Below are 26,361 nucleotides of genomic sequence, written 5' to 3'. Positions count from 1 at the left end.
CCATGACGAAATTGTGTTTTCTTTTGGGCGACCAACTCAGTGAGTCACTTTCCTCGCTGAAAGCAATCGATAAACACGAGGATGTCGTTTTTCTTTGCGAAGTGAGGGAAGAAGCCACCTATGTTGCACATCATCCTAAAAAAATTGCTTTTCTATTTTCTGCGATGCGTCATTTTGCAAAACGATTAAAAGGACTTGGCTATCGAGTACGCTATACAAAATACAATGATGTTGATAACGCCCATTGCTTTGAGAAGGAACTCTGTCGGGCCATACATGAAGAAAAAATTTCAGAGGTACATGTCACTTACCCTGGTGAGTGGCGTGTTCTACAAAAAATGGTCACATTAAAACAAGAACTATTGATACCTCTTTTTATTCATGAAGACACTCGGTTTTTATCCTCCCTTGACGAGTTTAAATATTGGGCAAAAGATAGAAAGCAATTGCGCATGGAGTATTTTTACCGAATGATGCGTCAGAAGCATTCTATTCTCATGGAGAACCAAAATAAGCCAGTAGGAGGGTCTTGGAACTATGATAAGCAAAATCGAAAAAATGCAAATCATATTGAAACCTTTCCTAGTCGTTTAGTACATCCCCTAGATGAGGTGACCTCAGAGGTTTTAAGCTTGGTGGAAAAGGAGTTTTCCAATCACTTTGGCGAATTGCAGCCGTTTAATTTTGCAGTGACTCGTGATCAAGCTCTTTGTGAAGCCAATTACTTTATAGGGCATTGTTTAGTGTATTTTGGTGATTACCAAGACGCCATGCGCTCCAATGAAGTCAATTTATATCATTCGAAATTATCTTTTTACTTGAATGCAGGACTTTTACTGCCTTTGGAATTATGCCGCATGGCAGAAGAGGCTTTTAAACAAAAACGAGCGCCCTTGAATGCTGTCGAAGGCTTTATTCGTCAAATTTTAGGATGGCGTGAGTATGTACGTGGCATCTACTGGCTTTTCATGCCTGAATATGGAAACAGAAATTATTTTAACGCATCTAAGCCTTTACCCTCGCTCTTTTGGGGGAAAGATACGCAGATGTTTTGTGTGAAAGAAGTAGTGCAACAGACGCAAACCGAAGCTTATTCTCATCATATTCAACGTTTAATGATTACCGGGAATTTTGCGCTTTTGGCAGGCCTTGATCCCAAAGAAGTTTGTGAGTGGTATTTAGCTGTGTATGCTGATGCCTACGAATGGGTGGAGTTGCCAAATACACTGGGGATGGCCCTGTATGCCGATGGCGGGTTGATGGCGAGTAAGCCATACACTGCCAGTGGAAAATACATTCAAAAAATGAGCAATTTTTGTAAGTCATGTCGTTATAATCCAAGTGATCTGATAGGTGAAAATGCCTGTCCCTTTAATTCCCTGTATTGGAATTTTATTGGTCAACACCAGCACAGGCTTAAAAACAATCCGCGTCTTCATTATGCTTACTTGAATTGGGATAAAATGGATCAGGAAAAGAAAAAAGCAATTTTCGTTAAGGCAACTCAAGTGCTCGCTGCATTAGATGCTGGAGAACTGTAAAAAGCAATCTGAAATGAAATTAACATAGAACAAAACTAGACTCACCCACCCTTAGTTGTATAAAAATGACTTAAATATTGAGTTTTTAAAGAGCACATTGATATAAAATATGCTAATCTTAATCGATTGGTTGATGTGTTTGAGGCCTTTATGCTAGTAGAAATCCTGTCTCGCATCCAATTTGGTTTTAGTATTGGTTTTCATATTTTATTTCCCACTTTAAATTTAGGGCTTGCCGTATTTCTTGTCATTATGGAAGCAACCTGGTTGAAAACAAAAAATCCAATTTATCTGCAAATCTGCAAGCTTTGGACTAAAGTTTTTGCTTTGACTTTTGGAATGGGAGTCGTGTCTGGAATCGTTTTAGCTTACCAAATCGGCACTAATTTTGGACCATTTATCACTCAATTTGGAAATGTCTTAGGCGCTTTATTTGCTTACGAAACTTTAACTGCTTTTTTTCTTGAGGCTGGTTTTTTAGGCGTAATGCTCTTCGGTTGGAAAAGAGTTCCACCAAAACTCCATTTTATTGCTACACTTCTGGTGGCCCTTGGTACGACAGTATCTGCATTTTGGATCATAGCAGCGAATTCGTGGATGCAAACTCCTAGTGGTTATCAGTTGATTGATGGCAAATACATCGTCGATAACTGGTGGGCCGTAGTGTTTAATCCAAGTTTCATTCCGCGTTTTATTCACATGCTATTAGCTTCTTATGTGACCACCAGTTTTGTCATTATGGCAGTTTCTGGATATTATTTACTAAGAGAAAAGTGTTATGTTATTGCCAAAAAGACCTTATCGTTCAGTGTATGGGCGGCGCTGATTTTAGTTCCTTTGCAAATAGGTGTTGGGGATGTAGTAGGGATTAATGTGCATCATTACCAACCTTTAAAAACAGCAGCCATCGAAGGGCTTTGGCACACGCAAAAAGGCGCTCCCCTTGTGTTATTTGCCATTCCATCGCAAGAAAAGCAAAAAAACTTTTATGAAATTGCAGTGCCAAAACTAGCAAGCCTCATTAATACTCATCAGTGGAATGGCGAACTCGTAGGTTTAAGTTCGGTACCGGCAGTTGAGCAACCACGCATGCTTCCTGTATTTTTTTCATTTCGTATTATGGTTGGCATAGGAATTCTGATGCTGTTTACCGCTATCGTAGGGACGTTGTTATATTTGAAAGGCACACTTTTTAAACATCACTGGTTTCATCGTTGGTGTCTTGCAATGGCTCCATTAGGATTCGTTGCAAGTATTTCAGGATGGTTAACTGCTGAAATTGGCCGACAACCTTGGGTTGTCTATTATCTTTTAAAGACTAAAGAAGCAGTATCACCAATAGGCTTTGAAGAGGTGGGGATTTCTTTCACGTTGCTTATTATTGCTTATGGCGTTGTTTTTGGATTTTATCTCTATTATTTACTTAAGCTAATCGCCTATGGACCCAAAAAATTGGCAGAAGATGAAATCGAGCATCATGCATTCCAGTACATGACCGACATTCCCGAAGAGAAGAAATAATGAGCTGGCTCACGCTTATTCAGTCTGACCTTAAGTTTGAGCCCAGGATCTTATCTTAACAAATTATAACTTGGCTTTTTGAATGACTTTTTTAAAAGAGTTAGTCTGGCTAGTGTATACGTTTTTTTTTAATCAATAAAACCAAAATTAAGGATTACGCGGTCTAAGCACCTTCGAAGTTTAATACAAAGAAAATTCACTGCCATTATCCATTTCTTTTTTGTTATCGCTTGAATTTTCAGCAGTTGATGGAGAAAAAAGGCTGTGCTCAAGTAAACTGGAGTGAACAGGCTCATAAAATCCCCTATGCGAATTCATGGCTGAATTTTCAAAAGAGGTCAGATTTTGCCCTTTCTCAGCTTGTCCATTGGGCAGGTCGAATTCTTTCAATATTTCTATTAACTCTTCTTCCTCTTCTAAATTATTACCTGCTACGGCGTCTGAATCGGTTTGTTTTAGGTAATTTTCACCCTGAAGTATTTCTAATAATTCTTCTCTCTCTTCAGAGTTATTCTCTGAGATCAATTCTAAATTATTTTGCTTTAAAGAATTTTCACTCTCAAAAAATCCAATATGATTCCCTTGAGTCGAGTAGATTGAGCCTTGCGGCTTAGGCATTTGACTGAATAAGCTCCCCCAAGGAATATTTTCTTGTGTTGATTGATAAAATTTAATAGGTTTATCTCTAACTTCTTGTTGTGCTAAAACACCAGACGCTTGTACAGGTAACTCCTCCCCTACTTTTATTCGTTTTATTTTGCGCTTTTTTTCTGTGTAGGATCTGTAAGCTGCATTTTCTTGCTTCCTGTTCGCTTCAATTTCAGCTTGACTCAGTGTCGCTTTAACCCGGTCATATGTCTCATTATAGCCTTCTTGGTAGGCCGGAGGCTTTTTATTAAAATATTCTCTTTTTTGGTAGCCCAATCTAGCTGCTCTTCTTCCGGCATCTACACCCCGACGATACTGTTCCCTGTCTTCCGGGATGGGAAATCGCCTAAATAGATTCTGTTTTTTACTAGTTCTTTCTTTGGGGGCTTTATTTCTTTTCAAATCTATTCTCTCTTAATAATTACTTTGCAAACCTCCAATTATAAAAAATGAAGATTAAGAAAGTATTAATTTTATTCTCTTTTGATTGAATCAGCTCTGCACAGGACAATTTTTATGAAGAAGATGAATACATAAGAAATAACTCACTGATTTTAAAATAATTTCATATAATTCTTTTCGCCAAAAAAGAGGATTATATGAATAAAATCAGCGAGTTGAAGAGCATATTAGGTGAAAATCTTCCTTGGAACAAGGCAAGGTTAGATTGTTTTGTAAAAATGTTACTCGCTTTATTTGTAGTTCGGACAGTCAATTTAAGCGAAATAGCCGTAGCGTTTTCTTCTAAAGCAGAATTGAGTTCTCGCTATAAACGACTTCAACGGTTTTTCGCACAATTTAAAATTGATTATACGATTTTTGCACGATTAATCTTTAAATTGTTTTTCTCGAACACACAAAAAATTTATTTAACAATAGATAGAACCAATTGGTATTGGGGCAAACAAAAAATTAATATTTTTATGTTAGGGGTTGCGTATGAAGGGATTTCTATTCCTTTGTTTTGGAGTTGCCTTCCTAAAGCAGGAAGCTCGAATATAAAAGAACAAAAAGCGTTGATAAATCGCTTTTTAAAATGCTTTGGTTCCTCCCAAATCATAGGCCTATTAGGTGATCGTGAATATGGAAGTGGCGGTCTATTTAACTGGTTGAATAAAAATAATATTCCTTTTTATATTAGGATTAAAGAAGGCTCAATGGTCCATATAAAGAAGAAAAAATTATTCACTGTCAAGAAAATTTTCAGAGAATTAAACCCTAAAGAACATAGAGTATTTGATATGGCAGTGGAACTATTTGGACAACGGGTTTTCATTGCAGGTTCACGCTCAGAAAAAGGTGAATTAATGATTGTTGCAACTAATCGACTTCCCAAAAATGCAATCTCCATCTATCTTAGACGATGGGAAATAGAATGTCTTTTCCATGCTTTAAAAGGACGAGGATTTCGCTTTGAAGAAACACATATGACAACCTTAGAGCGAGTCGAAAAATTAATGGCCTTATTAGCACTTGGAATGTGTTGGGCACATAAAATAGGCGAATGGAAAGCGCGTAAAAAATCCATTAAAATTAACCGCCATCGTGAGAGTAATCGTCCTCAAAATTCTTTCTTTCGTTATGGCCTCGATTTCATTCGTGATTTACTTATCAATCCTTGTAATAAAATATCTCAATTTAGAGTATGTATATCCGAATTGTTTAGCTTTAATGCGCAACAGGGGCCTGTCTCATAAAAATTGTCCTGTGCAGAGTTGAATCAGCCCGATTTCATTGAGGCTTAAAATCCAATCACCCTTTTCAAATAGCTTCCTGCGGAGATGGGATATTTATATTAACCTTAAGCTTTTCTTAAGGGAAAAAGGATAAAATATGCCTCATTGCGTATTTTTCGAGTAGACAAATTGCAAACCAAAATTGAACAGATATGTTTAGAAAGAAATTTAAGCCCTCTCGTATTTAATAACCCTGAAAAATTAACAGCGGCTAGCGTTGCAGATCTTACCGATTGGGCCTATGAACATATTTACTCTATTCCTTATGTGCATAAAAGTCCAAACGAGGAACATCACGGAATAGCTCGTTTTTCTCATGGAATTCAGCATGTTAGCCGCGTTGCTCTTTACATTCCTGTATTAGCTAATTTATTTGCCCGATATAACAAAGAAATAATCGATGAAGATGATCTTTATTTACTGCAAATTGCAGCCCTCTTCCATGATTCAGCACGAAAACATGACGGTAGGGATTGCTGGGATAAAGAAAGTGCCACTTTGTTATTTGCTTTTCTGGTAAATCGTTTGGGGATTAAGGAACAAAAAGCAAAACAAATAGCTGAAGCAGTTGCTAATAAAGATGCCGAAGAAAACAATCCTTATTTTGAATTGAATATTGAGACGGGAGAATGGTTAGAATCACAGGCTAGACCGAAGAATATTTATCAAAACTTAATCCATGATGCGGATTGCCTGGATATTATCCGTGCCCGAAATGTTTTTGATGCTGCTTACCTTGATTTTTATAAAAAAATTGCAAAAGAAAATGATATGGCTTTTGAGGAAATGGCCACGCTTATTAATGAAGTTCGTAGTTTAATCGCTCTGCAGGGCGATGCCAGGGCAAAAACGTATCCACTTATCAAAAAGCAATTGGAAGGGCCAGGCATTTTTAACAAAAATAAGGCTATGATAAATAGAAAATACCCTTCATTCCCACTGCTGCAAAAATTGCATACTCATTTACTCGACAAGGAAGAATTATCATCGCTTAAGTTTTATATGGATAAGTGCTTTGATGAAAATGCCGGTTTAACTGAAGAAAATTTATCCGCTGCCCTCAACGAAGGCAAACTGCTGATAAGGGGAATTGGAGCGCCTTCAACTAAGTTGGATGAACGAAAAGGAACCTATGCTGAACAAGAGATATACAAGACACTAAGACGGCCAACAGTCTCAACAAGAGCTAATAATCCTGCTAAGCGCCTTGAAAAAAATGGCAATCCTAATCGTTCTACAATCTTGCTTATTCGTGGCGGTAATGTCTATGCCAGCACTGGATTTTTAATACTTAATCCAACACTGGAAGCGATGACCAGTATTTCGAATAGAGATAGTGATTCAGGACGCGGAAAGAAGAAAAATTTTATTTATAAAACTATGTCCACAACAGAAAAAGAAAATAAAATTAAACAGTTAGTTAGAAAACAAAAAATGGGGGGTGAAGCACCTCATGGTAGTGCCCTTCTCGCCTATAACGAAATAACTTATAAAATCACAGAAGTCGATGCCATTTATTTTACCCGTGATCCTGTACTCTATAACGATATGAGTGAATTTATTGATCAGCCGGATAGAGCTATTTTAGAAGCGATTTATTTACAACAAGCTTATTTCAAGCAAACTGGCAAAACATTACCTATCTATGAATATTCAGGTCAACATCATTTTTGTAAACAAGCACCTCATTATACGGAAGATGACATTTTTCATTTATGGGTAGATCTAGCTCGACGCTATTTATCTGAACATATCGATGAATGCTATGCAATTCCTGATGGCACGGTATGTCTTTTATACGGAAAAACACGTGCTAAAGTTCCACCTTATGGTGATATTCAATCCTTAGATCAATATTATTCAGAAGACTTAAAAAATAAAATTAGATTAGCAATAGAAAAGGAGAAAACTAAAAATTTTAAGGAGTCAATTGAGAAAGACATTCAGCTCATCAGGAACGGGGAAAAAAGGATTTTGGAAAGAAAATTTGGAGAAAAGCCTATCACATTTCTAAGACTCGTTAATATTCCCGGAATGGCGAATTGTGTTAAACAAGAAATCCATCAGCAATTAAATGATTATCTGTCTCAGCAATTTCTAGAAGATAAAAAAGATTTTGATATTGTCGATTTTTACCTTAATCAATATAAATCGCTAGAAGCAACAGAAGAAGGATTATACGATAATATTCCTGTCCTTAAAGCTTATTTTCTTGCCCAGTTGACGGATCATCAAGATACCATCACGGTAATCGATAAATTTATCCATGAAAAAACAAGAGATTTGTTTAAAACACTTAAAGAGCTTTCTCAAAGCGATGATCCTCAGGCCTATGCAAATTTTTATAGTAACACCAGGAAAATGCATCAAATAAAATACTTAATAGTTTTTTTAATTTGTACGCAACAAGATGCTTATGTTGCAAAAATTCAACAAGAATTAAGTAAAATGCCTATTACAAGAGAAATACTAGCTTCTTTTAAGGAGGTTCATGAATTTCACAGATCTCGTCGTCAATTAGATCAATTAGGCCTACTCAATAGCAGCCATATAGATTTCATGCGCGATATTGAAAATCATCACAAAAAAGATTACCGGTATTGGCCTAGAGAGGTTGATGATAAAGGAAATGAGCATATAAAACCACCAGCTAATTCAACCTGGAAGCCTGCAGAAAAGCATGATTTGTTTCAGAAAGGCGCTCCTTTTATGAGTGATAATCTTTATAGCAATAAACAGAACTTCCTCACTTATGCCTTTTTATTAAGAGAAAAAAATAAGGCATTTATAGCTATTAGGAAAGAAACATTTATTGATACAACACCCGCCCACGATGCTGCATCATCAGAAGAATTATTGCATGATACATGCACTACTAACGATACTGCCTTATTAGAAGACCCATCGCAAGAAATTGTTGCTAAGAGAAAGCCTATCACTCAATCGAACTCTAACCTTGCTACTTCATCTAGCTCATCTACTTCCAGCGCAAATCAAAAACTAATCGCGCAAGACTTTGGGCTTGTAAGGATTTGTAGACTATTTGAAACTAGTTTAGGTGGGGTAGAATTTTTTTCTTCTGTGGCTCTAGTTTTTGATAATGAAGATAACGCACTTTCTTTCAGAAAGTCACTATGGAATAAATGCGAGCAAGAAAAAATCGATTCAATTAATGTTGTCTACTCTAATTTCAATAAACTACTCTATCCAACACAATGCATTTTTAAAGTTGTTGTGTGCGCGAATAGCGATATCGACTTTCAGATAAGAAAAAATGAGCTTAATTCTGGCGATATTCTACTTAAAGAATTGGAAACCATAGTCGATCTAACAGGCGTTCCCCAACACGATACCGATTATTATGGACGAATGAAAAACCAAGCTACAACTGTGAGCGATAATTTAATTAAATTTTCAATACTTTACCAAGAACCAGTTCTTATAAAAGCTGATATTTCTGCTCCATCTCCTGCAGAAACTTTGCCTTAACTCAACTTAAATCCAAAGGCAGCTTCCATAACGATCATTTTGACGAAGGTTTTCAAGCTGTGACAATGCCAAACATCATTGGCCTAAGCCTTTGCAGCTTCAAGAAGTTTGCCCGATGTTATTCACGGTCTAAAATTCGTTAATGATATTAACAAAAATAATTCGGTCAATGAGGTGCAAGCCGCCTAATTTTTTTTTGACCATATACAATTTCTGAACGTAGCCAATTTCAAGAAAATATCACTCCAACACCAGCATGAATTAATTCCCTTCAGGAATCAGGTCTAGAGAAATTTTCGTTGTACAAAAATTGTATTATTTATTTATAATTAAGTTTTCTTGGTAAGGAGAAGAGCAATGACCAATATTCTTTTTAATGCAATCGATAACAACGATTTAGATACAATCAGAAAAATAAAGGATGAAAAGCTAGTCAACGTTAATGCAGTAAGTGAAGGAGGATTTACAGCCTTAGGGCTAGCTTTTTCTTTGCAGAATGATGAGGCAGTTAAATTATTACTTGATTTTGAAGGGATAGATGTAAATCAACCGACTTATTTTATTGATAAAGATAGGGGATTAAATCGTGCGAGACCGCTATTCATTAGTGTAATGAATGATAAACCAGAGCTATTGGAAGCCTTACTAGAAAAAAATGCTGACCCTAATTTAGCGAACCATAACAAATTAACCCCTTTGATGTATGCTTTTTTCATGAATCGTACTGAATGCGCATCACGCTTATTAAAGAAAAGCAATTTTGGGCTTAAAGATAAATACGGGCTTACATTTATCGATTATGATATTGCCCGTCAAGCAGCAGAAAAAGAAGGTGATCAAAGTTTATATGAATACGAAAAAACGCATCAGGTTCCCCATCCTGCTTTGATTGAACGATGTAAAAAGGTGCTGTCCCAAGCGTTACAATCTCACTCCCAACCTAATCGAGCACAAGCTCGCCCAATCTCAACTGAAACTGAGAAAACCAAGCCGCATCAACACCCAGGTGTTACCTCTCATATCGCTAAAAAGAAACCGACCAACCAGACAAAAGGGTTGACCGCTAAGGTGAAAGAGCAGATGAAAAGCTTAGAAGAACAATTAAAATCAAAAGATGAACTCATCGAAAGCCTAAGAGAAGAAATAGAAAGGCTCAAATCACTTTTAGCGCAAGAACAAACGCCATCAACTTCGCAGAATTATCGATATAAATCTAATACGAATGAGTACGTGGTTACGACCCATGAGACTGTTGAAGAGGCTAAAAGAGAAGAGCAAGATTATAAACAAAATCAACAGAGTGAACACGGATTTTTTGATAAAACAAGAATCCGTTTCTTATTGAACAATGATGATAACAACACTCCAAAGTCAGGGGTTCAGCAAACATTTTGACAAAAAGACCGGCCCCGTTTATTTTTAATTCAATTTCATTTTTTTCAAGAGATACAATTGGATATTGTGTACAGAGGTCATGAACTATCGAATAAATTATTAAAAGCTATTTACTGCTTAATAATAGGCTATGTTAAGGTTTGGTTAATCTTAAAGTTGTACAATATAATGCTAACTTGATTAACCATAGACCAGAAATGAGAGAAAAAAGCATACATGAAATTCAAAAATTAGGAAATGAAGCTTATAACCCTATAGGCCTTCAGCATTATGATGCAGGGCGCCATGAATGGAATGGAATCGGTATAAGCGGCGACAGTGGTTCATACAAAGTTAAAATGGCTATTACAAGCCTGAAAAAAGGTAAAATTGATCCAATATTTGCGCTAATCAAAGATATTGATAAATATGTTAGTTATTATGAAAAGCAATTACCAAATTTTTTTGAAGCACTTTATAGCTATACAAATTTCCTTTACGCACGCTATGGAAACAATATACCTTCTTATCATCCTGCTCCTGAACTAATTTTAAAATCGCATATTAGAGGAATTAGTAGGTTAAAGGAAATTTCTGCCTCATTAAAAGAAAAAATGGTTTTTAGCCCTACTAGGGAATTTGAAAAAACACTAGAAAAAAATGACTCAGAAACAGGTGTTAGTCCACAGAGTCCTACTTTGGCTAGTAATCCAGAGCTTTTAAAAATGATTAAGAATCATGCGGGTACATACCAAATGAATTCTTCTCCACAATCAGAATCAGCTTCTTTCAATGAAATACAGCGCCTCTTTCTTGAAGCCTACTATGAAGTGCAAATAGCTTCTACAAACACCTTGCGACCTATTAAGACATTAAGAGAAAAAACTGGTGTTCCACTCATTAAAAAGGGAATGTCTCAGTTGAAAGAGGGTAATCTTGACCCATTACTTTCTTTACTTAGGCAGATTGATGCTGAAGTAGATGAAGCTGCTAAATTCGTTGCAAGCGATGATTATGAACAAGCTTCCAGAATGATAAAGCTGCATACTCTAGGGGAGTTGGAGCAAATTAATCAATCGTGAATTCAACGCTTAAAAGAAATTTCTGCCTTATTAAAAGAAAGGCTCGTTTACCCCTCTTTACACTTTTTAGAAGTTCGTGATGCTAATAAGCAAAAAGATCCCTTAGCGCCTAATCCAGCACACCACTTCTTTCAAAGAATTAATAATTCGGGTGACGGTGCCAACCACTACATTTTGCAAAATATCATGGCGTATGCAGGCTTCTTTAATATGCATCCAGCTAAGCCTTCTGATGAAAATGAGAAACCGGTTGAGAACGAAAAAACTGAATCAAGCCCTTAGCTAGGTTAATTATACCCTTGACCTTGGGGATAAGCTAAACCAGCTAAAGAAGAGTCCTTAGATAATTCCAATGAGTTGGCTGTTATTTTGAACCTCAAATAACCTCAATCCGAATTATGCGATTAACTCTTCATTATCAAATTCTTTTATAAAATCGATAAAAATCTGTAATTTTTTTGGCAGATTTTTCCTATTTGGAAACAGTAAGTAAACATAGGATTTAGGTTGTTCTATTGTGGGGAGTAAATTGATTAATCTTCCCTGTTCCATTTCTTTTTTTACGAAAATAGAGGGAACCCTACCAATTCCTGCCCCTAGCAATAGCAAATGGATTTGTGCGCGTAAACTATCTACTTCAATGATACTGTTTGGAGCAAATTTAATGACTTTTCCCTTTTGGTAAAAGGGCCAATGAATTTTGCTCAGGCCAAGATCCCTGTTTATCGAGGTAATGCACTTGTGCTTTTCAAGATCTTCGAATTGAGTTGGGATTTGTTGATTTTCAAAATAAGAAGGTGCTGCACATAAAACCATGCGCAGTGACATGATTGTGCGCATACGAAAATTTGAATTAGGTAAGGAGTGTGCGACACGTAGAGCCAAATCAAAATTTTTCTCCACCAAATCTTCAGTCGAACTGGTTAAAGAAAGGACGATTTTGATGTTGGGGTATTTTTGATTAAATTGATAAATTAATTTGGGTAGAAATTCACTGCCAAATGAGATAGGTGCAGTGATTCTCAATGTGCCTTGCAAAGCATAAAAGTCTTGTTTCAGTTGATCAACCGCTTCATTATAACTTTCTTCAATATCTCTGCAATTTAAAAAAAACTCTTTGCCTGATTCTGTAAGCGCTATTGATCGCGTAGTGCGATAAAGTAACTGGATACCCAGTGAAGCCTCAAGTTGGCTTACATTTCTGCTCAATTGTGCTTTAGAAATTCCTATCATTTTTGCAGCATTTGAAAAACCGCCTGCTTTAACAACGGCTACAAAAGATAATGCATTATGAATCACTGTTACCCCACTCAGCATATTGTTTCATAAATGAAACAGTATGGTATCAAAAATTAGCATTGTTTTCTAATTGAAACAAATTGATAATTGCAACGCTGAAAAAAAATTCAAACAAGTTTTTTTCAATCACCGATATTGTTGGAGCATTATAATGAAATATAAATTAGCCTCTCTTTTATTAATGATGGGTATTTCTTTCAATTCAATTGCAGAAAGTATTAAGGAAAGTATTGATACTAAAAATGCGCCTGCCCCAATAGGTACTTATTCTCAAGCAATAAAATTTGGTAATAGCATTTATATTTCTGGACAAATTGCAGTTGATCCTGCAACCGGAGAACTCGTACAGGGAAATTTTACTAATCAAATCAGACAAGCATTTACCAATATCTCTGAAATTAGTAAAGCGGCAGGAGGAAGTATTGATGATATTGTCAAACTGACTATTTATCTCACTGAGCTGAAGAATTTTGCTGAGGTCAATGAAGTTATGAAAGAATTTTTCCAGCAACCCTATCCTGCCCGAGCTGTTATAGAAATTAAAGCCTTACCCAAGAATGCGTTAGTCGAAATAGAAGCTGTGATGGGAAAAACTGTTTAGTTCAAAACCTTAATTGCTAAACTTGATGTGAAGACTTTAAGACGCACGTCATGCGTGCTCTTCAGGCTGAACGGAGCTGTTAGGTCGTCTCAAAGCTTTGCAAATCCTGATGGGAGACTTCGAGACGGCGTAAACGCCTCCTCAGTGCGAACGGTGTCAGATAAAATATCGAAAAATCTCCCTAACCTGACTCCGTTCGCACTTTAGATACAATATAGAAAAATCCGCTTAACCTGACTCCGTTCGCACTGAGGAAGCGCGCAGCGCTGTCTCGAAGTGTCGCTAAAGGCCACCTTCGCCCGTCTCGAATCCTTGTCAACTTTGCTCAGATAGTTTAACTCCAACGGATTAAATAGAGTTGGCGACAAACCTGACATTTTTTTGCCAGCCCTTCTCCGCACCACGCGGATGCGTTGGCTATTAACGATAGCAAAAAATCAGTATCTTCAGATGGGAGGGCTAGATATAATGTCAGTTAAAAACGTGGAACTTGCCAATGAACTTAGAAAATTGCATCACAGAAATACTTGCTAATACTCCCGATGAATTACTTGGCTTAAATACTCATCAGTTAGGCATCAAGGCTAAATTAACCACAGCGGGAAAAGAAATTAATTTATCCTTGCAAGCCGGTTTCCCCACTAAACCCTTTGAAACTGCTCTGTTGTCTGTATTGCAAAATGCTTTGCATCAAGCACTGCCTGAGTATCAAATTAAACTAAATCTGGAATCTTTTATCAAAGCTCATCGTACACAATTAATTGGCAAAGGTCTTCGGGGCGTAAAAAATACGATTGCTGTCGCCTCAGGCAAAGGGGGAGTTGGTAAGTCGACCGTAGCAGTGAATTTAGCGATAGCGCTTGCAAAAGCAGGTGCCAAAGTGGGGATTCTTGATGCTGATATTTATGGACCTAGCATTCCCCTCATGCTAGGTAAAACTAAGCCCGTAGAAGTCAGTGGAGAGCATTACTTGCCAGTTTCCGCTCATGGCATACAAGCGATGTCGATTGGCTATTTAACCGACAGTGAGCAAGCATTGATTTGGCGTGGGCCGATGCTTGCTAAATCACTCATCCAGATGCTTGATCTTACTTTATGGGATGACTTAGATTATTTGATTATTGATTTACCACCTGGGACGGGTGATATCCAATTAAGTCTTGTACAAAAAATTCCTTTGACCGCTGCAGTCGTGGTCACTACCCCACAAAATGTAGCGACTTTAGATGCGCAAAAGGCAATTAAAATGTTTGAAAGGACAAATATTGAAGTACTAGGTCTAGTGGAAAATATGTCTTTACATCGCTGCAGTCAATGTGGGCATCAAGAAGCGATTTTTGGCGCGGGCGGTGGACAAACTTTGAGTGATAATTTTCATGTTCAACTACTTGGCCAATTGCCTTTAGATAGCCAAATCCGTAGCCAATGCGACGAAGGAAACCCAACTGCGGCTAATCTTGATAGCGATTTAGCACAATCGTTTATGCAAACCGCGATGCGAACTGCAATTGCTCTAGCAAAAAAACCATTGAATTATGCCGACAAATTTCCCAATATTGTTGTTGAGCAATAAATATTCAACTTGCTTTGTTTATAATCTTTAATAAACCTTTTATTTTCGTGTTAAAATAAAATTTTAAAAAGAGTATCCACCAATGTCTGAAAATTATACAGCCGAAGCGATTGAGGTGTTAAGTGGTCTAGAACCTGTTCAACGTCGTCCCGGGATGTACACGGACACGAGCCGGCCTAATCATTTAGCCCAAGAGGTCATTGATAACAGTGTTGATGAAGTGATTGCAGGCTTTGCAAGCCAAATTACCGTGACGCTTCATGAAGATGGCTCAGTCGAAGTAGAAGATAATGGTCGAGGCATGCCAGTTGATCTCCATCCACAACTGGGTTTAAGCGGGGTTGAAGTGATCATGACTCGTCTGCACGCAGGCGGAAAGTTTTCAGATAAAAACTACAGCTTTTCTGGCGGATTGCATGGTGTTGGAGTGTCTGTAGTCAATGCTCTGTCCGAGCGCGTTGATGTGACGATTAAGCGTAATGCCATCATTTACCATATGGCCTTTGCTAATGGCGACAAGCAACAAGAACTTAATGAAACCGGCGTCACCAAAAAACGCGATACGGGAACAATCATTCGCTTTTGGCCTAACGCTAAGTATTTTGACACGACCAAAATATCAGTTAAACAACTCACTCATGTATTACGAGCGAAAGCAGTACTTTGCCCTGGTTTGTCGATGACTTTTATCAACAAAATCAATAATGAGCAACTGCATTGGTGCTATGAAAGAGGTCTAGCAGACTATTTACGTCAATCACTCCCTTCAGATTATTTTCCTGAAGAACCTTTTACCGGTGAGTTTTCAAGCCAAGAAGCCACGGTCGATTGGGCCCTCGCCTGGGCACCGACTCCCAATGGTAATTTGAGCGAAAGTTATGTGAATTTAATCCCCACTGTGCAAGGCGGGACTCATGTGAATGGCTTACGTGCAGGATTGTACGATGCCTTGTCAGCCTTTTGCGAATTACGCAATTTACTCCCCCGCGGTGTTAAATTAACTGCTGATGATCTCTGGGAACCCTGCCAGTACGTATTATCGGTCAAAATGAAAGAACCTCAGTTTGCAGGCCAAACGAAGGAACGCTTAAGTTCTCGACAAACAGCAGCCTTTGTCAGTAATGTGGTAAAAGATACCTTCGCGCTCTGGCTTAATCAACATCGCAGCCAAGGCGAAGCCATTGCCGCCTTTGCGATTGAGCGCGCGCAAAAACGTCTGCGCCAAGCGAAACAAGTCGCTCGTAAGCGGGTTAGCCAAGGCCCCGCTTTACCCGGAAAATTGGCTGATTGTCTTCAACAAGATTTAAGTCAAGCCGAATTGTTTCTTGTTGAAGGGGATTCAGCAGGCGGTTCAGCGAAACAAGCGCGTAATAAGGATTTCCAAGCTATCTTGCCCTTGCGCGGAAAAATCCTGAACTCCTGGGAAATTGAATCCTCTCAAGTCCTTGCTTCGCAAGAAATTCATGATATTTCTGTTGCCGTCGGTATTGATCCAGGCTCGGATGATTTAAGTGGTTTAAGGTATGGAAAATTATGCATCCTCGCCGATGCTGATTCTGACGGAGCTCATATTGCTACATTGCTCTGTGCTTTATTTTTGCGACATTTTAAACCACTGGTGCAAGCCGGCCATGTTTTTGTTGCCATGCCGCCCTTGTATCGCATCGATGCTGGCAAAATTGTACATTATGCCTTGGATGATGAAGAAAAAGAAAAAATAGTCGCCCACCTCACACAAACTCAGCGAGGAAAAATCAATGTTCAACGCTTCAAAGGACTGGGCGAAATGAATCCGATACAATTGCGCGAAACCACAATGGATCCCAACACAAGACGTCTCGTGCAATTGACTCTTGATGATGAAGAAGGAACGATGGCTATCATGGATATGATGCTCGCTAAAAAACGAGCAGCGGACCGTAAAACTTGGTTGGAGTTGAAAGGGAATTTAGCAGAAATATGACTACCTTTTTCCCATCCCTACGTCCCGCGGCTTGTCCGCCGGATCTAGGGCTCTTGATCTTGCCTAGATCGATGGCTCCCGCGGACAAGCCGCGGGACGCAGGCGGAAGAGGTTTTTATTCTTAAGGCAGCGCCATTCTAGGCTCAACATTTCTCAAGGAGGACTTATGGAGTACCTGCAATTAGGTCAATCAGATCTAAGAGTCTCTAAACTTTGTCTCGGATGCATGAGTTATGGCGATCCGACTAGCGGCCATTACTCCTGGGTTCTTAATGAAAAAGATTCACGTCCCTTTATCAAACAAGCTCTGGATTTGGGAATTAATTTTTTCGACACAGCCAATATGTACTCTTTTGGAGCAAGTGAGCGTGTTCTGGGGAAAGCACTTAAGGATTTTACGCAGCGTAGTGAGGTCGTTATTGCTACGAAAATTTTTTTCCCGATGATCAAAGATGATCCGAATAGCGGCGGTCTTTCAAGAAAATCTATTCTCTATGAGGTTGATCAAAGCCTAAAGCGACTAGGTACCGATTATATTGATCTCTATCAAATCCATCGCTGGGATTATAAAACACCTATTGAAGAAACACTGGAGGCGCTGGATGAGGTAGTCAAATCGGGAAAGGCTAGATACATTGGCGCCTCTTCCATGTTTGCCTGGCAATTTGCTAAATGCCTTTATCTCGCTGATCAACATCATTGGCAGCGATTTATTTCCATGCAGCCTCATTATAATCTGATTTATCGTGAAGAGGAGCGTGAAATGTTTCCACTCTGCCAGGAAGAAAAGATTGCTATCTTACCTTGGAGCCCTCTTGCGCGCGGACGACTAGCTCGCTCTTTAGAAAGCCAAGCCACTATACGCTCGCAAAACGATCATGTGGGAAAAAAACTCTATGATCACTGCTGCGAAGCAGATAATCAAGTCATCAAACAGGTCAATCGTATTGCCCAGCAAAGAGAAATCCCCCCTTCCCAAGTAGCGCTCGCCTGGCTTTTAAACAATCCCGCCGTAAGCGCACCGATCATTGGTGCTACAATACCTCATCATCTTGAGGATGCGGTGCAAGCACTCGGCATAAAATTAACAAAAGAAGAAAAACGCTTACTTGAAGCCTCTTATATGCCTCATGAAATTGCGGGTTTTTCTAAAGATTAGGGGATAACAACCTTATGGCCAAGCAATTCAATAATGCTTTGCACGAACTCATTATCATCGAAAATGAGGCACGAAATTTTGGTTTTGATTGGCCGCATGAAGAGATGATTATTGAGCAAGCTCTTTCAGAATGTGATGAAATTCGAGAAGCCCTTGCTAACCATGAGCCCTCGCATCGTGTTCAAGAAGAAATTGGTGATTTGCTTCATACAGCGATCTCATTATGCCTATTTGCAGGTTTCGATCCTGAACAAACACTAGCGAAAGTCGCTACCAAATTCGGAGCTAGGATGGAGGCTTTAAAAGCCATTGCGAAGGATCAAGGTTTAACGAGTTTGAAAGGTCAATCTACCGAATTTATGATGGAATTGTGGCAGAAGGCGAAATTAGCTAGAGGCTGAACATTAAACCACCCTAGGCCCTTCCCCAATTCACCAGAGGTGCAAGGTTAGAATAATCATCTGTCCACAACCAACGACTGCCTTCTTCAGCAGCAAAACGCCATCCTGAGGTCTGCATTAATTCCATAGCCAAGCGTTGATTAGTAGTCAATAACGCCCATTCGGCAGGAAATTTTCCTTCTAAATAATTTTCTGACTGCTGTTTGTGCAAGACAATCAATTCCAACTCTCGACTCGCTGTAATAATAATGGGAAGAAGATGTAAATGACGATTAGAGATATTCACCAAAATTACCCCCTCGTCTCTAATTTTCTGTTGATATAATTTAAAGGCTTCCAAGGTTAATAAATGCGTGGGAATCGCATCAGAAGTAAAGGCATCGACAACTAAAAGATCCAAATGAGTATCGGGATTATTTTGCAAAACAATCCGGCCATCGCCCTCAATGACTGATATTTTCGGCGGACAATCATGTAAATAAGTAAAATAGTTATTATTGCTAGCGATATTAATGACTTGCCGATCAATATCAATAACCTTGAGCCTATCCTTATCACGAAATTGACAAGCCATCATTCCCGTACCTAAGCCGATTAAGTTAACATTCAGAGCAGGACGCGTCTTTTGTAAATACTGCACCACTGACAGCACGGGGTTATAATAAGCCGACCCAGAATTGTCCTGTTTATCGTCTACGAATTGAAAACCGTGCAAGATATTCTGACTCACTAGCACATGAGCCCCGTTCACTGAAAGCACTTGCTTCACACCATAAAAATTACGCTGCTGGGTCAGCGTTTCCATTGATTTAAACCAAGGGCTAAATAGAAAGACAAATAAAATCGCCATGCCCCCAAACAGATTTAGTCTGTTTTGAGGCCAAATCACAAGAAGACTTAAGGCCAAAATTTCGAGAATATGGTTGGACTTCAACCAAAGTTGGTTGGGTAAAAAATAATTTATTAGCAACAAGGCCAGTAGAATAAAAATATTGCTGCCTATTCCAGTCGATTTAGGTAAAGAAATACAAAGCATTGCGACGGCAAAAATCAAAGGATATTCGTAGGTCCCTGAAAAAAGTCGTGGTGCCAATAAACCATTAAATAAACCAGCTAAAGCCCCTCCCAAAGCAATACAAAAATAAAAACTGGTTAACTGGTTAGTCGATGGTCTTATTCTTACCAATTCACCATGGCATAGCAGAGCGAGCATAAAAAAGCTCGCTAAATGAAACAAGATAAGCTGCCAAGTAAGTAGCAAATGAATACCAACAATAAAACCTAGTACGGGGAAAATAATAAAGAACAAGGTATTTCTCATCACCCATTCATGCGAAATAATCGGTTTTTGCGCAAAACTAATGATAAAAGACAATAAATAAATCGCTAAAGGAATAACCCAAAATAAGGGCGTCGCGGCAATATCCGTCGAGATATAAAAAGAAACAGCTAACATTAAACTACAAGGGATAAAACTGTAGCTAATCCAACGTAGTCGAATTATCCAAGATAATTGACTTTTTTCACCGCCCGACTCTGATAATTTCCGTCTGGGAATAATGAGTAATAGCATAAATAAAAAGATCGCATAAATCGCAAAACCCAACTTCCAATAATCAAATTGCAGTTTTAAACCCACATAACGTTCAATCCCAAACGGATAAGTCAATAGAGCCAATAAACTGCCGATATTTGAAACGGCATACAAAAAATAAGGATCGCTCGCGTACTTAGCGCGAGTCTGGCTGTAAGCAAATTGCAATAAGGGCGCTGAAGCACCAATGACAATTAGAGGTAAGCCAAGATGGGTGATTAGATAATTTAAAATTGCCAAATCAGGCGAGTCACTAGTGAACGAGGGGGCAAATGACAAAGGCAAAGCCATTAAACTTAGCAAAACCAATAAGCCATGTAAAACAAGCCAAACCCACCAACGAGCAAAACGACTTAGTAACCAAACATAACCATAGGCGAGTAAAAGCAGGAGTTGAAAAAACAACATGCATACCGTCCATACGGCAGGAGTTCCACCATAGATAGGGAGCAATAATTTCGCAACGAGAGGCTGAATAACAAATAATAAGAAGGCACTTAAAAATAAGTTAATTGAAAATAAAAGCTGTATCACCGATTCGCCCTGACATTATCCGATTTGTTAAATCTTGAAAGGGTAAATTGTGTCTGATCTTGGAAAACTAAGGAAGTTTTTTTGTAAAAATCTGTTCGCTTGATTTGGGAGTAGATGAGCAACATAGAACGAGGGATCCGGTCAAAGCCCGTTAATACGCCCTAAGTTTTGTCAACAAACGGAACTTATGCTTTTAATCCGTTCATGCTGAGGAACTTATGCTAATCCGTTCATGCTGAGGAGGCGCGTTAGCGCCGTCTCGAAGCATAATTTTTTAATGCACTCCAATCTTTAGAAATAAGCGCTTCTTTTTTTCTACGACTCCATCCCTTAATCCGTAGTTCGGCTGACAGAGCTTCTTCCCGTGTATTAAAGGATTGAGAATACATTAATCTTACAGGTAAGCGTGTACTCGTATAACAATTTGGAATTATCTTATGGTGATGTTGATGAAGACGCTGTTCAAGATTATCAGTATGACCTGTGTAATAGCTATGATCATTACATTGAAGAATGTATACAAAAAACATTTTGGGCTCCTTTTTGTAGTGTTGGACTATAATGCTTCGAGACGGCGCTAACGCGCCTCCTCAGCATGAACGGATTAAAACATATAAGCTTGTCTCCATGAAAGGATTAAAAAGCACATAAGCTCCTCAGCATGAACGGATTAGAACATATAAGCTCCTCAGCATGAACGGAATAAAAACATATAAGTTCCATTTGTCAACAAAACTTTAAGCCAATTGGTAATAGGTTCAATCGCTCTGAGTCACTTCATTTCATCCACAATAACAGCACTCTTACTATAATTATTAATAAGCTTGCATTTCTAGGATGAACAATGCCAAAACATTACCGCATTGAATGCATGACCAGGGACGAAGTCAAACTTGCTATTGAGTGGGCGGCTAGAGAAGGATGGAATCCAGGTTTGCACGATGCCGACTATTTTTACCAAACCGATCCCAGCGGTTTTTTTGCTGGAAAATTAGACGGAAAAATCATTGCCGTAGGTTCGGCAGTTAGGTATGACGAATTTTTTGCCTTTTGCGGTTTGTATATTGTCGATGAGCATTACCGCGGGCAAGACTACGGATTAGAACTCACTCAAAAACGCCTCGCTTATATTGGCTCGCGAAATGCCGGCATCGACGGGGTTGTGACTATGCTTGATAAATACGAGCGGCTTGGCTATAAAATTGCCCACTCTAATGCACGTTATAGCGGTAAGGTAATTAAAACAAGCGCTAGGTCCTCTGCAATTTTTCCACTCACAAAAAACCATTTTGCTTCGTTGGTCGACTATGACAGCCACCATTTTCCAGCGCCCAGAGCTCATTTTCTCAAATGTTGGATTAATCAACCCAAAGGAGCAAGTTTAGGTTATTTTCAGGACAAACAATTATGCGGCTATGGTGTACTGAGGCCTTGTCGAAAAGGTTTTAAAATAGGTCCTTTGTTTGCCAATAATGAAAAAATTGCCGATGAACTATTCCTTGCTTTAGTCAATCATGCCCAAGAGGGCCCTATTTTTTTAGATATCCCAGAAAATAATAGTCACGCTCTCGCTCTTGTTAAGCGTTATCAATTGGAAAAAGTCTTTGAAACTGCACGCATGTATTTAAAGGGTGAACCTAAGCTTCCTATAGATGAGATCTATGGAATTACTACTTTTGAATTGGGATAAATCATGTCACGGATGCTAGTTGGATATGGTGAAAATAAACCTGAATCTCAATGGCCAAATGGCGCAAAAATGGCTATCAATTTTGTTATCAATTATGAAGAGGGTGCGGAATTAACTCCTCTCAATGGGGATAAAACTGCTGAGATCTATGGCGGTGAGTTTCCCCTAGTGCAAAAACCAGAAGGTATGCGCAGTCTAAGTATGGAGTCGCTTTTTGAGTACGGAAGCAGAGCGGGTTTATGGCGCTTAATTCGCTTATTTGATGCGAATAAAATTCCTATCACTTTTTTTGTCACTGGCTTAGCGCTGTCACTCAATCAACCATTTTCTACTTATCTTCGCTCAGCAAATCATGAAATTGCGGGGCATGGGTGGCGATGGATCGATTATGAACCTCTTTCAGCAAAAGAAGAAAAAAAACAAATCCAGTACTGCGTAAAAACGATCAAAGAACTTACCGGTCAACAAATAGAGGGTTGGTACACCGGTCGTCACAGTCAACGCACACGTGAATTATTAATAGAAATTGGTGGTTTTCTTTATGATTCAGACAGCTATGCCGATGATTACCCCTATTTTGTGGGCGATCACTTAATTATTCCTTATACTTTAGACTGCAATGATTTTCGCTTCGGAACCTCGCCCGGCTTTGCTAACGGCGATGACTTCTTTCAGCATTTAAAAAATACTTTTGATTATTTATATCATGAGAATCGGCAAACAATGATGTCGATTGGTTTACATCCCCGCTTCAGCGGCCATCCCGGCCGCTGTATGGGGGTCAAGCAATTTATTGATTATATTAAAAAATTCCCAGACCTTTGGCTAACCCGCCGCATCGATATTGCCAGGCATTGGCTTAAAAGTCATTCAGCATAATCCTTACGCTTAGAAAAAGGCTTGGTTTAAAAGAGATGATACAGTTATTTAAACACTACCTTTGTTTCGGCAGCATGCGCTTTCTGCCAATTCTCTATTACGGCTTTTAAGTGATAGTTTGGCACTAAATCCTCAACCGTCGTTCTTTCCCTCGTTTTGGGATCACTTGGATTTGCTTCTAGCCAAGCAACAATCTCACTGCGCTCATAGCTATCTCCGTTTGGAGTCATCACGGGATCTTCCATAATCTCGCCGCAAATCGGGCACTCAAAAGCGAGAGGACTTTCTTCTTTTTGAGAAATTTCTTTCTCAGGAATTTTTTCTTTCTCTTTTTCTTTTTCTTTCTCTTTTTCCTTTTCTTTTCCAGCACCAGCAGCCTGTTCGCGCAATTTTTGTTGTTCATTTTTAATTTGCCTAAATAATGATGGCGCGCTTCCTAATGAAGGTTGAACTGGCTGTGGATTTCGAAAACGTTCTAAAAGCGAAGGCCTACGCGTAGCCGCTTCAGAGACTGGGGGATGCTTGATAACCCATTCTTGTATTAGATCTTGCAAATTGCGGTTTGGAATAAGAGCTGTATTTTTTAATTCTACTCCGGTTGCAGGATCAGTTATCGGTCTACCGGCTGTTTTGCATCGAGAAAACCACTCCTCGATGGCTTCCCGCTCATAAGTTTGCCCTGTAACTGTTGTAACGGGATCTTTCATGAGTTCACCCGTATTTATCATGCAATAAAACTCTTCTGGTGGATTTTCTACCCTGCTCCGATTTTGTTGTGCATTTTTTTTCACTTTCAAGATGGAGCCTTGGACAGAACCCAGTTGAGAACCAAGAAAACTATTACCTTGATTTAGATGAGGTAGAGGATAAAATTTAATACCGTCTGCTTTAAAAGGGCTGTAGAGGCCAATTTCCACCTGTTCGAATTGGCTCAAATCAATTGGCTCACCCTTTTGAGGTATGGAAGCAGTAGGATCCGTGATTTTATATACCACATAGCCTTCATGCTTCTTAAGTGTCACATTTCTTCCATAGAAAAGATCAGCAATCTTATCTTCTTCTTGGACAATACCGATAATCTCTTTAGGGTTTAAGGGATTCATCTCCTCTTTTGAGCGAGTAACTATATAAAAAGCAGGGGTTTGTCTGCCTAAGGCCGAATTGACAAGGTTCATTTTCAGATCGAAAGATAAGTCATAGGCTTCACGAATTATGGCAAGATCTGCATCACCACCAACATTGGTCATGTCCCCATAGAAAGAGGATAAATCAAAAGGAACAATCGAATCAAAAGCAATGCCGCTTCTTCGCTCACCGTCAAGTTCCTGCAATAGCTCTAATTTGTGTGCCCTTTTGTTAATGGAATAGATAGTTGCACCAAAGCTACCCTTTCCCATCGGTTGATACTTAATATAAAGGTTTCCTAATTTTACACCCATCTCAATTCTGCCACTCTCGTAAGGATCGCCAGTAACATTGACTGTAAAATCTTCACTATCATAAAGATGCTCTTCCAAGTCCTTGAAAGGAATTTTTTGTAATTGTCGAATGTTAAAATTATTGTATTGCTCATCAAAGACTTCTATAGCAAATTTAGCAGGATGGTTTGCTTGAGTGGGAACTGTTACTCCACTCGGCTGGGAACGGGGCAAAGGGGTTTTAAAAATTATCATTGGGCATAAATAAAAAATCATATGCCGTTCTTTCTCAGTTACTTCACTAGTGTCAGCCCCTGCCTTAACAAGTTTATTAAGAATCGTGTAATAGCTGCGTAACTTATTGCGATCGTTCTCTTTTAATATACGTTCTTTTACAAGAGTGAAGGGTGTTTTTCCCTTTTCTTGCGCATTGACATTTGTGTCGCTCAATAGTCGATCAACAGCTGAAGGATAACCCAGACTCACAGCCTCATGTAAGCTGCTAACCTTATTTTCTAGCTCTTTTCGAGCTTGCTCCTGGTTCTGAATCAAAGCGGCACGTTCTCTTCTTGCTTTTAGCCGCATCTGGTCATTCGGTACTCTTCGCTCTCTCATGGATCCACCATTATGTCTAAATTATGTACGGATAATAATTATAGCAAACTTAATAGGCCATTATATTAAGGGAAAATTAAGGAAGAACCTTGGTTAGGCAGTTGATCTGATTGAATTCGTCATCTCAATTTCCTGACTTAAGAGATTTTTACTATCCGAGGAAAATAACTGAAAAAAGCGACCATATTGCGACATATTCGATGCCATCCTATTGGGTGCCAACCGGCAAAGCAGTGCAGTCAATAAGCAGATAGCCAAACTGACATTGACCTTACGACTCATTAGAAAGGAAAGGAAACCCGTTAACATCCCTAGTACAATACAAGCAGAAGCACTCGTTTTGATAGATTTAGCGGAGCTCTGCTCCTGCCTAACTAGACTTGACTCTGTAGACTGTTGCCGATGAGGCTGGCCAATTAAATAACTCAGGCTGATGGCCATTAAGGGGCTAGGTACCGTTTTTATTTCCCAATCAAAGTTATTATTTTTTAATCCAGAGATAATTTTTCTTAAATCCTTCTCGGAATAAGTGCGTAAATTGGAGACCAAACCATCCCAAAAATAAATAATTGGCACCACAGGAATGGCATAAGTCCAAAATAATCGGGTGAAAGAAAAAGGTTTAATAAAGGGAGTGACGGCCAATAAATGTAAGGTACCTGGGAACATGCAAAATACCCTAAACCAAGTTCGCTCGGTAAATTCCAGGGCTGCGATTGGCTGATTATCATCCAAAGCATTTTGGAGGATTGCCTGGACTTGTTGAGGTTTGAAATGATGTAAAGACGCAAATAAAGTTCTTAAGCCCTTTAATTCTTCTGGAAGCTCAGTTGCATCGATAGATTCAGTTAAATAGCTTACTTCAGCTAAGTTTTTATTTACTTTTTCTGCATTAGCTTGATGAGGAAATTTATCCGTTAAAACCAGAGGAATAGGATAGCCCTTCTCTTTTAGATACTCCCTTAACAAGATCGCTGGCACCCCACTACCGGTACAGAGATCAATGATTTTTTTACAGTTATGGTTCTCTATAACGTCCTTAATGATAGAAAAACTAGGATTATAAATACCCATCTTAGCAATAAAACCTAAATAATCTCTCATGAGATCGTGAAATATATCAGGAATAGCTAAATCGCCGAACTCAAATAAATCAAGACGTGGGATGGAGATATAATCCTCAAATTTGCTTCGCATGTATTTTTCTCTCTGTGATTTGGTATGAGAGAAAAAATACAAAAAAT

At 38.8% G+C, this 26,361-nt stretch carries 19 protein-coding genes; 13 read left to right on the top strand and 6 right to left on the bottom strand.

Features of this window, described 5'->3' with window-relative positions; all coding sequences use genetic code 11:
- The first annotated feature begins 2 nt into the window (after nt 1-2).
- Both Lnau_RS12910 and Lnau_RS12905 read left to right on the top strand, forming a co-directional pair.
- Nucleotides 3-1,541 (top strand): cryptochrome/photolyase family protein, encoded by a 1,539-nt coding sequence (locus tag Lnau_RS12910; RefSeq protein WP_058505560.1) that lies wholly within the window; start codon nt 3-5, stop codon nt 1,539-1,541.
- A 150-nt stretch (nt 1,542-1,691) separates the two neighbouring features.
- On the top strand, nt 1,692-3,062 hold the full coding sequence (locus Lnau_RS12905) for a cytochrome ubiquinol oxidase subunit I (RefSeq protein WP_058505559.1): 1,371 nt from the start codon (nt 1,692-1,694) through the stop codon (nt 3,060-3,062).
- 180 nt (nt 3,063-3,242) lie between these two features.
- On the opposite strand, the gene Lnau_RS12900 is transcribed toward Lnau_RS12905, so the two are convergent.
- Entirely contained in the window at nt 3,243-4,112 is an 870-nt protein-coding gene (locus tag Lnau_RS12900; protein ID WP_058505558.1) for a hypothetical protein, read from the bottom strand.
- 197 nt (nt 4,113-4,309) lie between these two features.
- On the opposite strand from Lnau_RS12900, the gene Lnau_RS12895 reads away from it, so the two are divergent.
- The 4 genes from Lnau_RS12895 (at nt 4,310) to Lnau_RS12880 (ending at nt 11,391) form a co-directional block, all read left to right on the top strand.
- Complete coding sequence (locus tag Lnau_RS12895; RefSeq protein ID WP_058505557.1) at nt 4,310-5,407, top strand: IS4 family transposase; 1,098 nt, start codon at nt 4,310-4,312, stop codon at nt 5,405-5,407.
- Nucleotides 5,408-5,944: 537 nt separating this feature from the next.
- Entirely contained in the window at nt 5,945-8,935 is a 2,991-nt protein-coding gene (locus Lnau_RS12890) for a hypothetical protein (RefSeq protein ID WP_133134867.1), read from the top strand.
- 357 nt (nt 8,936-9,292) lie between these two features.
- Nucleotides 9,293-10,330 carry an ankyrin repeat domain-containing protein gene (locus Lnau_RS12885; protein WP_058505555.1) on the top strand — a complete coding sequence of 346 codons (1,038 nt, stop codon included), beginning with the start codon at nt 9,293-9,295 and terminating at the stop codon, nt 10,328-10,330.
- 197 nt (nt 10,331-10,527) lie between these two features.
- Nucleotides 10,528-11,391: a hypothetical protein gene (locus Lnau_RS12880; RefSeq protein WP_058505554.1), complete on the top strand. Its 864-nt coding sequence runs from the start codon at nt 10,528-10,530 to the stop codon at nt 11,389-11,391.
- Nucleotides 11,392-11,787: 396 nt separating this feature from the next.
- Here the strand turns inward: Lnau_RS12880 and Lnau_RS12875 are convergent, their stop codons facing one another.
- On the bottom strand, nt 11,788-12,708 hold the full coding sequence (locus tag Lnau_RS12875) for a LysR family transcriptional regulator (RefSeq protein WP_058505553.1): 921 nt from the start codon (nt 12,706-12,708) through the stop codon (nt 11,788-11,790).
- 133 nt (nt 12,709-12,841) lie between these two features.
- On the opposite strand from Lnau_RS12875, the gene Lnau_RS12870 reads away from it, so the two are divergent.
- From Lnau_RS12870 to Lnau_RS12850, 5 genes are all read left to right on the top strand, one after another.
- Entirely contained in the window at nt 12,842-13,291 is a 450-nt protein-coding gene (locus tag Lnau_RS12870) for a RidA family protein (protein WP_083503842.1), read from the top strand.
- A gap of 496 nt (nt 13,292-13,787) precedes the next feature.
- Nucleotides 13,788-14,864: an iron-sulfur cluster carrier protein ApbC gene (gene apbC / locus Lnau_RS12865; RefSeq protein ID WP_058505552.1), complete on the top strand. Its 1,077-nt coding sequence runs from the start codon at nt 13,788-13,790 to the stop codon at nt 14,862-14,864.
- A gap of 82 nt (nt 14,865-14,946) precedes the next feature.
- Entirely contained in the window at nt 14,947-16,827 is a 1,881-nt protein-coding gene (parE, locus tag Lnau_RS12860) for a DNA topoisomerase IV subunit B (protein WP_058505551.1), read from the top strand.
- Nucleotides 16,828-16,993: 166 nt separating this feature from the next.
- Nucleotides 16,994-17,986, top strand: coding sequence for an aldo/keto reductase (locus Lnau_RS12855; RefSeq protein WP_058505550.1), 993 nt, complete (start codon nt 16,994-16,996; stop codon nt 17,984-17,986).
- A gap of 14 nt (nt 17,987-18,000) precedes the next feature.
- Nucleotides 18,001-18,387 (top strand): MazG nucleotide pyrophosphohydrolase domain-containing protein, encoded by a 387-nt coding sequence (locus Lnau_RS12850; protein WP_058505549.1) that lies wholly within the window; start codon nt 18,001-18,003, stop codon nt 18,385-18,387.
- A 13-nt stretch (nt 18,388-18,400) separates the two neighbouring features.
- Here the strand turns inward: Lnau_RS12850 and Lnau_RS12845 are convergent, their stop codons facing one another.
- Both Lnau_RS12845 and Lnau_RS12840 read right to left on the bottom strand, forming a co-directional pair.
- A complete protein-coding gene (locus Lnau_RS12845) occupies nt 18,401-20,515 on the bottom strand; it encodes a fused MFS/spermidine synthase (protein ID WP_058505548.1) in 2,115 nt (704 codons plus the stop codon).
- Between the two features lie 248 nt (nt 20,516-20,763).
- The gene (locus tag Lnau_RS12840; protein WP_058505547.1) at nt 20,764-21,045 is read right to left on the bottom strand and encodes a GIY-YIG nuclease family protein; all 282 of its coding nucleotides are present in this window, start codon (nt 21,043-21,045) and stop codon (nt 20,764-20,766) included.
- 314 nt (nt 21,046-21,359) lie between these two features.
- Here Lnau_RS12840 and Lnau_RS12835 point away from each other — a divergent pair, with 314 nt between their 5' ends.
- Together Lnau_RS12835 and Lnau_RS12830 are read left to right on the top strand one after the other, a co-directional pair.
- The gene (locus tag Lnau_RS12835; protein WP_058505546.1) at nt 21,360-22,205 is read left to right on the top strand and encodes a GNAT family N-acetyltransferase; all 846 of its coding nucleotides are present in this window, start codon (nt 21,360-21,362) and stop codon (nt 22,203-22,205) included.
- Between the two features lie 3 nt (nt 22,206-22,208).
- Nucleotides 22,209-23,084, top strand: a complete 876-nt coding sequence (locus tag Lnau_RS12830; RefSeq protein ID WP_058505545.1) for a polysaccharide deacetylase family protein — start codon at nt 22,209-22,211, stop codon at nt 23,082-23,084.
- A 44-nt stretch (nt 23,085-23,128) separates the two neighbouring features.
- On the opposite strand, the gene Lnau_RS12825 is transcribed toward Lnau_RS12830, so the two are convergent.
- Entirely contained in the window at nt 23,129-25,117 is a 1,989-nt protein-coding gene (locus Lnau_RS12825) for a U-box domain-containing protein (RefSeq protein ID WP_058505544.1), read from the bottom strand.
- A gap of 93 nt (nt 25,118-25,210) precedes the next feature.
- The gene (locus Lnau_RS12820; RefSeq protein WP_058505543.1) at nt 25,211-26,314 is read right to left on the bottom strand and encodes a hypothetical protein; all 1,104 of its coding nucleotides are present in this window, start codon (nt 26,312-26,314) and stop codon (nt 25,211-25,213) included.
- Nucleotides 26,315-26,361 lie beyond the last annotated feature (47 nt).

The sequence above is a fragment of the Legionella nautarum genome, assembly GCF_001467895.1.
Lineage (GTDB): Bacteria > Pseudomonadota > Gammaproteobacteria > Legionellales > Legionellaceae > Tatlockia > Tatlockia nautarum.
This window is presented reverse-complemented; position numbering and strand designations above follow the sequence as displayed.

Bases quoted from the DNA above. Each gene is read 5' to 3' on its own strand.
- Lnau_RS12910 (WP_058505560.1), top strand. From the start codon at position 3: ATGACGAAATTGTGTTTTCTTTTGGGCGACCAACTCAGTGAGTCACTT.
- Lnau_RS12905 (WP_058505559.1), top strand. From the start codon at position 1,692: ATGCTAGTAGAAATCCTGTCTCGCATCCAATTTGGTTTTAGTATTGGT.
- Lnau_RS12895 (WP_058505557.1), top strand. From the start codon at position 4,310: ATGAATAAAATCAGCGAGTTGAAGAGCATATTAGGTGAAAATCTTCCT.
- Lnau_RS12885 (WP_058505555.1), top strand. From the start codon at position 9,293: ATGACCAATATTCTTTTTAATGCAATCGATAACAACGATTTAGATACA.
- Lnau_RS12880 (WP_058505554.1), top strand. From the start codon at position 10,528: ATGAGAGAAAAAAGCATACATGAAATTCAAAAATTAGGAAATGAAGCT.
- Lnau_RS12875 (WP_058505553.1), bottom strand. From the start codon at position 12,708: ATGCTGAGTGGGGTAACAGTGATTCATAATGCATTATCTTTTGTAGCC.
- Lnau_RS12870 (WP_083503842.1), top strand. From the start codon at position 12,842: ATGAAATATAAATTAGCCTCTCTTTTATTAATGATGGGTATTTCTTTC.
- apbC (WP_058505552.1), top strand. From the start codon at position 13,788: ATGAACTTAGAAAATTGCATCACAGAAATACTTGCTAATACTCCCGAT.
- parE (WP_058505551.1), top strand. From the start codon at position 14,947: ATGTCTGAAAATTATACAGCCGAAGCGATTGAGGTGTTAAGTGGTCTA.
- Lnau_RS12855 (WP_058505550.1), top strand. From the start codon at position 16,994: ATGGAGTACCTGCAATTAGGTCAATCAGATCTAAGAGTCTCTAAACTT.
- Lnau_RS12850 (WP_058505549.1), top strand. From the start codon at position 18,001: ATGGCCAAGCAATTCAATAATGCTTTGCACGAACTCATTATCATCGAA.
- Lnau_RS12840 (WP_058505547.1), bottom strand. From the start codon at position 21,045: ATGTTTTTTGTATACATTCTTCAATGTAATGATCATAGCTATTACACA.
- Lnau_RS12835 (WP_058505546.1), top strand. From the start codon at position 21,360: ATGCCAAAACATTACCGCATTGAATGCATGACCAGGGACGAAGTCAAA.
- Lnau_RS12830 (WP_058505545.1), top strand. From the start codon at position 22,209: ATGTCACGGATGCTAGTTGGATATGGTGAAAATAAACCTGAATCTCAA.
- Lnau_RS12825 (WP_058505544.1), bottom strand. From the start codon at position 25,117: ATGAGAGAGCGAAGAGTACCGAATGACCAGATGCGGCTAAAAGCAAGA.
- Lnau_RS12820 (WP_058505543.1), bottom strand. From the start codon at position 26,314: ATGCGAAGCAAATTTGAGGATTATATCTCCATCCCACGTCTTGATTTA.